This is a genomic window from Thermoanaerobaculia bacterium, from assembly GCA_035717485.1.
Lineage (GTDB): Bacteria > Acidobacteriota > Thermoanaerobaculia > UBA5066 > DATFVB01 > DATFVB01.
In genome coordinates this window covers 1-9613 of the sequence record DASTIQ010000011.1, presented here as the reverse complement: position 1 = coordinate 9613, position 9613 = coordinate 1, and the positions used below count along the sequence as shown (strand labels likewise).

At 69.8% G+C, this 9613-nt stretch carries 11 protein-coding genes; 1 reads left to right on the top strand and 10 read right to left on the bottom strand.

Features of this window, described 5'->3' with window-relative positions; translation table 11 throughout:
- A partial coding sequence (locus VFS34_00615; protein HET9792933.1) for a Glu/Leu/Phe/Val dehydrogenase occupies positions 1–1219 on the bottom strand: 1219 nt, incomplete at its 3' end.
- An 86-nt stretch (positions 1220–1305) separates the two neighbouring features.
- On the opposite strand from VFS34_00615, the gene VFS34_00610 reads away from it, so the two are divergent.
- Complete coding sequence (locus VFS34_00610) at positions 1306–2334, top strand: YihY/virulence factor BrkB family protein (protein ID HET9792932.1); 1029 nt, start codon at positions 1306–1308, stop codon at positions 2332–2334.
- On the opposite strand, the gene VFS34_00605 is transcribed toward VFS34_00610, so the two are convergent.
- The 9 genes from VFS34_00605 to VFS34_00565 form a co-directional block, all read right to left on the bottom strand.
- Positions 2316–3011 carry a hypothetical protein gene (locus tag VFS34_00605; protein ID HET9792931.1) on the bottom strand — a complete coding sequence of 232 codons (696 nt, stop codon included), beginning with the start codon at positions 3009–3011 and terminating at the stop codon, positions 2316–2318. The two genes, VFS34_00610 and VFS34_00605, sit on opposite strands and share 19 nt — an antisense overlap.
- Positions 3008–3853, bottom strand: a complete 846-nt coding sequence (locus VFS34_00600; GenBank protein ID HET9792930.1) for an AAA family ATPase — start codon at positions 3851–3853, stop codon at positions 3008–3010. Before VFS34_00600 ends, VFS34_00605 begins: the two co-directional genes overlap by 4 nt.
- Positions 3854–3899: 46 nt before the next feature.
- Positions 3900–5051: a tetratricopeptide repeat protein gene (locus tag VFS34_00595; GenBank protein HET9792929.1), complete on the bottom strand. Its 1152-nt coding sequence runs from the start codon at positions 5049–5051 to the stop codon at positions 3900–3902.
- A gap of 15 nt (positions 5052–5066) precedes the next feature.
- A complete protein-coding gene (locus VFS34_00590) occupies positions 5067–5243 on the bottom strand; it encodes a hypothetical protein (protein HET9792928.1) in 177 nt (58 codons plus the stop codon).
- Complete coding sequence (locus tag VFS34_00585) at positions 5240–5776, bottom strand: hypothetical protein (protein HET9792927.1); 537 nt, start codon at positions 5774–5776, stop codon at positions 5240–5242. Before VFS34_00585 ends, VFS34_00590 begins: the two co-directional genes overlap by 4 nt.
- On the bottom strand, positions 5773–6375 hold the full coding sequence (locus VFS34_00580) for a Maf family protein (protein ID HET9792926.1): 603 nt from the start codon (positions 6373–6375) through the stop codon (positions 5773–5775). The genes VFS34_00585 and VFS34_00580 overlap by 4 nt, the downstream gene beginning before the upstream one ends.
- Positions 6368–7711: an L-lysine 6-transaminase gene (gene lat, locus VFS34_00575; GenBank protein HET9792925.1), complete on the bottom strand. Its 1344-nt coding sequence runs from the start codon at positions 7709–7711 to the stop codon at positions 6368–6370. Before lat ends, VFS34_00580 begins: the two co-directional genes overlap by 8 nt.
- Before the next feature lie 182 nt (positions 7712–7893).
- Complete coding sequence (locus VFS34_00570) at positions 7894–9033, bottom strand: sensor domain-containing diguanylate cyclase (protein HET9792924.1); 1140 nt, start codon at positions 9031–9033, stop codon at positions 7894–7896.
- Between the two features lie 48 nt (positions 9034–9081).
- The coding region (locus VFS34_00565; protein HET9792923.1) for a hypothetical protein at positions 9082–9613 on the bottom strand (532 nt) is incomplete at its 5' end.

The window sequence follows — 9613 nt, the reverse complement described above, 5'->3', positions numbered from 1 at the left end:
TGTGGTCGCGCGCGGCCGTGAACACCTCCCGGAACGCGCGCTCCATCGTCTTCTGGAGATGTCCGTAGACGAATTCGGTGTCCCAGAAGAACGAGTAGAGGTCCTGGACCCATTCGAAGTAGGAAACGGTCACGCCGCCCGCGTTGGCGAGGATGTCCGGAACGACGAGGATGCCCTTCTTCCGGAAGAGATCGTCGGCCTCCGGCGTGGTGGGGCCGTTGGCGGCCTCCGCGATGATCTTCGCCTTGACGCGCGGCGCGTTCTGCGCCGTCAGCACGCCTTCGAGAGCGGCGGGGACGAGGACGTCGGCGGCGACCTCGAGGATCGCGTCGCCGGAGATCTTCTCGGCCTTTCCCGCGAAGCCCCGCACCGACCCGGTCTTCTCCTTCGCGGCGATGACCTGGTCGATCGGGAGTCCGGAGGCGTTGTAGATCCCCCCTCCCGTGTCGGAGACGGCGATGATCTTCGTTCCCATCTCCCAGAGGAGCCGGGCGGAGATCGATCCGGCGTTGCCGAAGCCCTGGACCGCCGCCGTCGCCCGGGCGGGATCGATCCCGCGCTCCTTGCACGCCTCGACGATCGTGACGACACAGCCGCGCGCCGTCGCTTCGTTGCGCCCGGCCGAGCCCCCGACCGCGATCGGCTTGCCGGTCACGACGCCGAGGGTCGAATACCCCTTCGTCATCGAGATGGTGTCCATCATCCACGCCATGACCTGCGGGTTCGTGTAGACGTCGGGCGCGGGGATGTCCCGGTCGTGCCCGATGATGATCGAGATCTCCGACGTGAACCGCCGCGTCATCCGCTCGAGCTCGTCCTGCGACATCCTCTTCGGGTCGCAGATCACGCCTCCCTTGCCGCCGCCGAAGGGAATGTTGACGACGGCGCACTTCCAGGTCATCCACGAGGCGAGGGCCTTCACCTCGTCGAGCGTGACCTGCGGGTGATAGCGGATCCCGCCCTTGGCCGGCCCGCGCGCGATGTTGTGCTGGACCCGATAGCCCTCGAAGACGCGGATCGAGCCGTCGTCCATCTTCGTCGGTACGGAAACGATGAGCTGGCGCTTCGGCCGGCGGAGCACCTCGCGCATCCCGGGATCGAGGCCGAGAATGTCGGCGGCGCGGTCGAACTGTTCGAGCGCGGTTTCGAAGGGGTTGGCGGGGCGGGTTTCGCGCGGGGGGGAACGGCGGGCGACCGAAGCGGATTTGGCTTTCGCCATGGACCCTCCTTCCATCTGGCGGGGATTGTATATGCCGCGCCCTCCCCGCTTGGTCGTGTGGCACACGCCGTGCTGACTGTCCCCGCATGACGACCCGATGGCGCACCGGGATCGGCCGCTTCGGCCGGACGCTCCAGCGGATGGCCGAAGACTTCTTCGAGCACGGCATCGCGACGCAGGGCGCCGCGCTCGCATTCTTCACCCTGTTCTCGCTCGCGCCCGTCCTCCTCGTGATCATCTTCGTGGCCGGGCTCGTGTGGGGCCAGGACGCGGTGCAGGGCCAGGTCGTCCGCGAGTTCGCGGGGCTGATGGGTCGCGAGGCGGCGGAAACGATCCAGCACGTCCTGCGGAACGTCGCGACGGAAAAGGCGAGCGGGCTCGCCAGCGCGATCGGGATCGTGACGCTGCTCTCCGGCGCGTCGGGCGTCTTCGTCCAGCTCCAGGGCGCCTTGAACGCCGTGTGGGGAGTCGCGCCGCGCCCCGGCCACGTGTTCCGCACGCTTCTCCGGAAACGGCTCCTCTCGTTCGCGCTGCTGCTGGCGGCCGGCTTCCTGCTGGTCGTCTCGCTGGCGTTCTCGGCGGCGCTCTCGGCCCTCCGCGAATATTTCGAAGCCCATTCGTCGATTCCCGTCGGCTTCCTCCATGCCGCCGACGTGTGCGTCTCGTACCTGCTGATCGCGATCCTGCTGGGCCTGATCTACCGGATCCTCCCCGACGCGGAAGTCGAGTGGCGGGACGTGGTGCTCGGGGCCGTCATCACGGCTCTCCTGATCGTCGTCGGGAAATGGGCGATCGGGGAGTACCTCGGGCGGAGCGCCGTCGCCACGCCCTACGGCGCGGCCGGCTCGGTCGTGCTGATCCTGCTCTGGATCTACTACGCGAGCCTGATCGTGCTGATCGGGGCGGAGTTCACGCACGCCCACACGCTCGAGTTCCACGAAGCGGAACGCCCGCCTTCCCCCGGCGCGAGCCGGGCGGAGAGGGCCGCCGCGGTGGCTCCGCGCAAGGGCGTGAAATCGTCGCCGGGCGGAGTCCGCGCCGGGCCGCAGGCTTCCGGGGCACGCCGCCGGCCGAATGGAGCGGACCGGCGGGAGGATCAGCCCAGGGTCACGTAGATCGTGACGCCCCGCCCCCGCAGCGTGACGCGGTTTTCCTCGATCCCGACGATCTGGAAGTCCCCGACGAAACCGCCGGGGGAAAGGACCCTTCCGCCGATGACGGCGACGGGGTTCGTCTCGGAGTAGACGATTCCCTCGAGATCGATCTTCTCCCCTCCCGGGAGGTCGACCACGCGCGCGAACGTCTTCCCGTCACGGAGGGGAGGCGCGCCGCCGCGGGTGGACGGCGCCGCGGACACGGGCGAGGAAGGCGCGGCGGCCGGAGCGGGAGCCGGAGTCGCCGGGCGGGTCTGGCGGACCGGAGCTTCCGGTTCTCGTCCCCGTTTCGCTTCCGTCGGCGGAGGGACCTCGACGGTTTCGGCGACCGGGGGAAGGGGAACGGCGGCGGCCGCGGAACCGCCGGCCGCCGCGTCGCGAGCGGGGGGCGGGACCCGCGGAGAGACGCGCGGCGGATTTCCCGCCGGGAACCGCGGGGACGGCGGCCGGCTCAGAAGGAGACCGACCCCGGCGACGAGGGCGGCGGCGACGATTGCCCCGCCGACCACGACGGGAGCGCGGCGGCGCGATCTTTTCGGCGGGGGAGGGACCCAGGGGCGCTTCTCGCGGCGATGCGCCTCCTCCTGCCGGGCCGCTTCGTCGCGGGCGCGCTTCAAGGCGTCGTCGATCAGGCTCATCGAATCTTTCCTTCGAGCTCGCGGAGCGCCCGGGCCACGTGCCGAGCGGTCAGCCGGTCCGCGTCGGCGACGAATCCCGCGAGGAGGGTCTTGTCGGCGGCCGCGTTGATGAGGCGCGGGATTCCGCGCGAGTATCCGTGGATCCTCCGGATCGCCCACGGCGTGAAGGTCGGCGCCCGGTCGCAGCCGGCGACGTTCATTCGATGCTCGATGTACCGCTCGGTTTCGCCTCGATCGAGCGGCGTCAGGTGATAGCGGACGGTGATCCTCTGCCGGAGCTGCCTCAGACCGCGCGCGTCCAGCTTCTCCCGGAGCTCGGGCTGGCCGATCAGGACGATCTGGAGGAGTTTTCGACGATCCGTCTCCAGGTTCGAGAGCAGCCGTACCTGCTCGAGGAGATCGTCGTCGAGGTCCTGCGCCTCGTCGATGATGAGGACGACGTCGCGCTGTTCCCCGACCTGCTCGAGGAGGAACCGGTTCAGGGTCTCGAGGCTCGCGGTCCGGTCGGCGCGCCGGGGGAGGCCGAACTCCGTGAGGATCGTCCGGAAAAGCTGCGCGGCGGTCATGCAGGGGTTGAGCACGAGGGCGGTGCGGTACGCGGGGCCGAGCTCCTCGAGGATGGCGCGGCAGACGGTCGTCTTTCCCGCGCCGACCTCTCCGGTCAGCTGGATGAATCCCTTGCGCTCGCGGATGCCGAAGAGAACGTGGTTGAACGCCTCCCGATGGCGGTCGGAGAAGAAGAGGAAGCGCGGGTCGGGAGTGATGTTGAAGGGCGACTCCCGGAAGCCGTAGTAGTCGTTGTAGATCCCGAACGTGGGCGCGGTCTTCTCGAGAGTCGACATGACGAGGTCTATACGGACGTTCGCCGCGAAGCGTCGGGCCCGCGCGTCAGGAAGGCGATGGGGGCTTCTCCAGCGCCTCGAGCCGCTTCCGGAGGGCGGCGACCATCCCCGCGTTCTTCTGCCCTTCCGGGAGCGCTTCCGCCTCGGCGATCGCCCGCTCCAGGGTCGCCTTCGCCGATGCGACGTCGCCTCGGCCCTGGAAGATCTCGGCGCGCGTCCGGAGAATTCCGAGCCGGCGCGGGCCGTACGCTTTCGCGAGCGCCCGGTCGGACGCCGCGAGCGCCTTGTCCCACTCGTGGAGCTCCTTCCAGGCGAGCGCGAGGCGCGCCGGAGGGTTGTAGTCGTCCGGCAGGTCCTTCTCCGATTGCTCGAGCATCGGAACCGCCTTCTCCGGCTCCTTCAGGGCGAGATACGCGGAAAGGCGGTGCGAGTCGAACGACGTCCGCTGCTCGACCGTCTTCGCCCGCGCCGCCGCCCCGTCGAGGAACGCCGACCACTCTTCCGTGAGCTTCCGCTGCCCGGCGGCGTCCCTGGCGTCCTCGCGCGCGTCGATCAGCGTCTGGTAGAGGCCGGACCGGTCGTCTCCGGACATGGTGAGCTTCGGGTCCTCCATCACCTCGCGGACGTCCTTCTCGAACTCCGCGACGAGCTCGCCGCGGCGCGGAAACGTCGGAGGAAGCTCGACGGCGCAGCCCAGTCCGTTTCCGGCGACGTTGACCGCCGAAGGGGAATGGCGCACGCGCGGGAACGCCTCGCGGGCGGTCTCGACGCATCCGGCCGGATCGTGCGACTGGTCGAGCGCGAAGAGGAGCGACTCGACCGTCCGGCCGTAACGCGGCCACGAGCGCGGCGCCTTCGCGATCGCCTCGCGGTACTCTTTCGCCGCCTCCGCGTTCTTCCCCTGGGCGTAGGCACGGTCGGCGCGGGCGAGCGCCTCCTCGAAGCCGCCCCGCGTGCGGCGAACGGCCCGCTCGCCGTCGGCGAGGATGCCGAGCAGCTGCGCGGTCGTCGCGCCCCCCACCCACCGCATGGCGGCGGTCTCCGAGCCGGCGTCGATGACGAACATCGAGGGCCAGACGTCCACCGGGAACTTCTTCAGGAAGCCCGCGTTCTTGCCGTTTTCGGTGTCGATCGAGAGCCAGACGAACCGCCCGGCCTGCCGCGTGAGGGCCGCGTCCGTGAAGACGAACGCCCTCATCGACCGGCAGGTGTGTCACCAGGGCGCCCAGGCGTCCGCGAAGATCGGCAGCTTCCGGGAGCGCGCCTCCGAGAGAGCTCGCGCGTAGTCGTTTTCGATGAACGGGAGCGCCCCCTTCGGTTCGGAGGCCGCGGCTCCGGCGGGGCGGACGACGGCGAGCGCGAGCAGCGCGGCGGCGGGAAAATACCTCATCGGCCGATTCTACCGCGGCGGGCCCGGCGCCGCCTCGCCCGGAACGGCGAAAGCGCGCGATACGCGGCGATCCCGACGCCCTCCCGCTCGACCCGCGCCCGCATGCCGGCCGACAGGCGGAGCTTCCGGAAGTCCTCGACGATCCAGAGGGAAGGCACGGGAGGCGACCCGAGGAGCGCGGCGGCCCGCTCGTCGGTGAGGTCGCCGGGGATCCAGTGCGCGCGGGTCGGCCCGCCGCGCCGGTTTTCTCCTCCGGGCGGCGGCTCCTGGGCGGCGATTCCCCCGATGGCGTCCCGGAGGAGTCCCGGAGCGGCGGGCAGCAGGATCTTCCGCTTCGCGCGCTCCCAGGACGCGCTCGGGCGCGGCGGATCGACGACCCGCACCGGCTCTCCGGTCGAGAGCGCCCGGACGAGATCGGCCGTCGCTCGCGGCGATGCGGCGCCGTCCGGATGTCCCGTCGTTCCTTCCGCCCGCTGCCGTGCCCGCCGGGCGGCGCCCAGCGTCGGCGCGAACCACACGATCCCGCGTTTCATCGCGCGTTTCCAGGGAGCGCCGGAAGGGCCAGATCGTCGAGACCGGCCTCCCGCAACAGCTCGTAGACGGCGCGCGCCGGGAGCCCGATCACGTTGCTGGGAGAGCCTTCGATCGACTCGATGAACCGCGCCCCCGCTCCCTGGATCGCGTAGGCGCCCGCCTTGTCCATCGGCTCGCCGCTCGACGCGTACCATGCGATCTCGGCGTCCGTCATCGGGGCGAACCGCACGCTCGAGACCCCCGCGCGCTCGTGAACGCGGCCGCCCGCGACGAGCGCGACCGCCGTCACCACCGAGTGGCTCCGGCCCGAGAGCGCGGCGAGCATGCGCCGGGCGTCCGCCGCGTCGGCAGGCTTGCCGAAGACCGTGCCCTCGAGGAAGACGAGCGTGTCGGCCGCGAGAACCGGGAGGTCCGTCGAGCGCGCGGCGTCGAGAGCCTTCGTGCGGGCGAGCCGGCGTGCCGCAGCGACGGCGTTCTCGCCCGGGAGCAGATCCTCCGGAATCCCGGAGGGCGCGACCCGAAAGCGGATTCCGAGCGCGGTCAGCATCTCCGCGCGCCGCGGCGACGCGGAGGCGAGGAGGAGCCGCGCGTCAGGCAGCGAGGCTTCGAAGCGCGCGGCGGAGCTTCTCGACGCCCTCGTCGGCTTCCGCGGCGGTCAAATTGAGGGCGGGCCGCATCCGGATCGCCTGGAACCCCGAGGCGAGCGCCATCAGGCCTTCCGCCAGGCAGGCCTCGAGCGCCTTTCCGCGAAGCTCCGTGCTCGGCAGGTCGAGCGCGAGGAACAGCCCCTTTCCCCGGACGTTCGAGACGAGGTGCGGCATCTCCTCGGCGAGCGCCTGGAGCTTGACGAGGAGGTGTTCTCCGACCGCGCGCGCGTTGTCGACGAGGTTCTCGGCGGCGATGATCTCGAAATACCGGGTCGCGCGGAACATGTCGACGAGGTTGCCGCCCCAGGTGGAGTTGATGCGCGACGAGACCTTGAAGACCGAGTCGACGTCGTCGATCCGCGAGTTGACCGCGATCCCGCAAACCTGCGTCTTCTTCCCGAAGACGAAGATGTCCGGGACGATGCCGGTGTTCTGCCATCCCCACATCGCGCCGGTCGTGCCGACGCCCGTCTGCACCTCGTCGCAGATCAGGAGGAACTCGTGCTCGTCGGCGAGCGCGCGGAGCTTTCGGAAGAATTCGGGGCGGAAGTGGTTGTCGCCTCCTTCCCCCTGGATCGGTTCGATGATCAGGGCGGCGATGTCGTCGCGCCGCTCCTCGACCGCGCGCCGGATCTCCGAGACCGCCTGCTCCTCGAGCTTTTCGACTTCGGCCACGACCGCTTCGGTGACCGGGAAAGAGAGCCGCGGGCAGGTGATCCGGGGCCAGTCGAATTTCGGGAAGTACTGGGTCTTGCGCGGATCCGCGGTGTTGGTCAGCGAGAGCGTGTAGCCCGTGCGTCCGTGGAACGCGTTCTTCAGGTGGATGATCTGCCGGCCCTTTTCTTCGCGCAGGCCCCGGGCGAGGTTCTTCCGGACCTTCCAGTCGAACGCGGTCTTCAGGGCGTTCTCGACGGCGACCGCTCCTCCCTCGACGAAGAAGAGATGACCGGAGTGCGAAGGGGGCACGGCAATGCGGGAAAAGGTCTCGACGAACTCGGCATAGACCTGCGTGTAGATGTCGCTGTTGGCCGGCTTGTTCGTGGCGACGTCGGCCAGCCGCTCGCGGAAGTCGATCGTCCTGAGCCGCGGATGGTTGTAGCCGATCGGGCACGTCGCGAAGTTCGTGAAGAAGTCGAGGATGTACCGGTCGCTCCGGGCGTCGTACAGGTAGGAACCGCGGCTCTTCTGGAGGTCCATGACGACGTGATAGCCGTCGACGAGGATGTGCCGCGAGAGGCTGTCGAGCACTTCCCGCGCCTCGACCACGTTTCTGACCATGGAAGACATGCCGCTTCTCCTTTTTTGCAGGCGGAAATTATCATGGGCGCCGGGGCCCGTTCAAACGGAGCAGGTTCGGCTCCGAGGATCGATCCGGTTCACCGGACCGGGGAGCCCGGCGAGGCGGGAAGACGGATTCGGGCGGGCCGCAGGGGCCGGACGAGGCCCGTTCCGCCGCGCCCGCTCTTCCCTCACATGGCTTTGGCCGTCGGATGCGGAATTCCCGGCAGCGCCCTCTGCGTCCGGTTCTTCCCCGCCTCCTTCGCGCGGTACATCGCGGCGTCGGCGGCGCGGAGGAGCTCATTTTTCTGCTGCTCGATCGGAGCACCGGGAGTGGTGTTCTCGCGGACGGAGGCGATCCCGAGAGACGCCGACAGGTTTCGCAGCGAAAGCGGCGGCTCGTTGAACCCGTACGGGCGCGACAGGTAGACCGCGCCGCGGATCGCGTCGCGAACCGTTTCGGCGACGTGGAATCCCTCCGCGAGCCCGGTTCCCGGAAGCACCAGGACGAACTCGTCCCCGCCGTAGCGCGTCAGCGTCGCCCGCTCGTCCAGGACGGTCTTGGCGAGGATGTAGCCGATTTCTCTCAGCACCTGGCTTCCGGCCAGATGCCCGTGCCGGTCGTTGACCGCCTTGAGATTGTCGAGGTCGAGGAAGATCAGCGACAGATCTCCGCCGTCGCGCGCGAGGCGCGAGAGATCCTGCGACAGCCGCAGGTGGAGATACCGGTCGTTGTAGAGGCCCGTCAGCCCGTCGCGCTTGGCGACCTCGTGCGCGCGCCGCGCGTCGAGGAGGTTCTGGATCGAGATCGAGGCGTAGTCGGCGAAGATCTCGATGAGCCGGCGATCCTTTCCGACGAATCCTTCGGGGCCCTCCCGGTTGATGAGCTCGAGCACGCCGCACACGGCCGATTCGATCTTGATCGGGACGCAGAGGACGGAGCGGGTCTGCGCCTGCGTCGTCATGTCGATCGACGGATAGAAATAGGGATCGTCGACGACGTCGGGCGTCATGTAGGCGACGCCGCTCACGTAGACGTGGCCGACGATGCCGATCCGTGCGCTCATCCGCTGCCCGAGGATGTCGGGCGCGTGGCGGCCGAACGTCGCGATGAAGACGAGGTCGCTTTCGGACCGGTCCTCCACGTTCTTGGTCGCCGGGTCGTCGAGGAGGATCGATCCCGCCTCGGACGGAACGAACTCGTTGGCCTTCTGGAGGATCTCCCGCAGGAACCGGTCGATCTCGATTTCACCCGAGTACGGGTAGTAGGCCTTGTGCCGCTCGAGGAAGTCTTCGAGCCGCGCGTTTTCGAGGGTGTAGACCGAGGACATGGAGTCGAAAATGTTAGCACGCGCAGGCCGTGCGGACGGCCGCGGAGCCTACTTTCTCCGCCGTCCCCGCGCCGCGGCGCGGATCTCCTCCTCGAGCGCCGCCTCGGCTTCGTCCCGCGACGAGAAATGAGGAGCGAATCGGATCTCGTCCCACCTCCGGCGCCAGTCGGCGACGCGCGCCGCGGCTTCCCGGCCTCGGGCCGCCGCGTCCGCCTCGAGCGAGGCGAGGAGGCGGTCGACGTCCATTTCGGCGGCGCCCGGGCCGGCAGCGAGCGGCGTCGGAGCGAATTCGGCCGGGACCGAAGCCCGGCGCCGTCCGATCCAGAACCCGAGCAGGAGGATCGCCGCCGCGCCGATCGCCGCCGCGGCCGCGGCGGCGGGAGGGAAGCCGGTTCGAGCGGGGAGCGCGGCGGGGGGCGCAACGGCGGAGGGGAGGACCGGCGGCGGAGGGTCGACCGTCAGCCGCAGCGTCCCCGAGGAGACGGGAACCACCCGGGCGCTCGCCGGGTCGAGTGTCGCGATCGAGACGGCGGGGATGTCGACGAATCCGCCCCGCTCGGGCGTCACGACCCATTCCCAC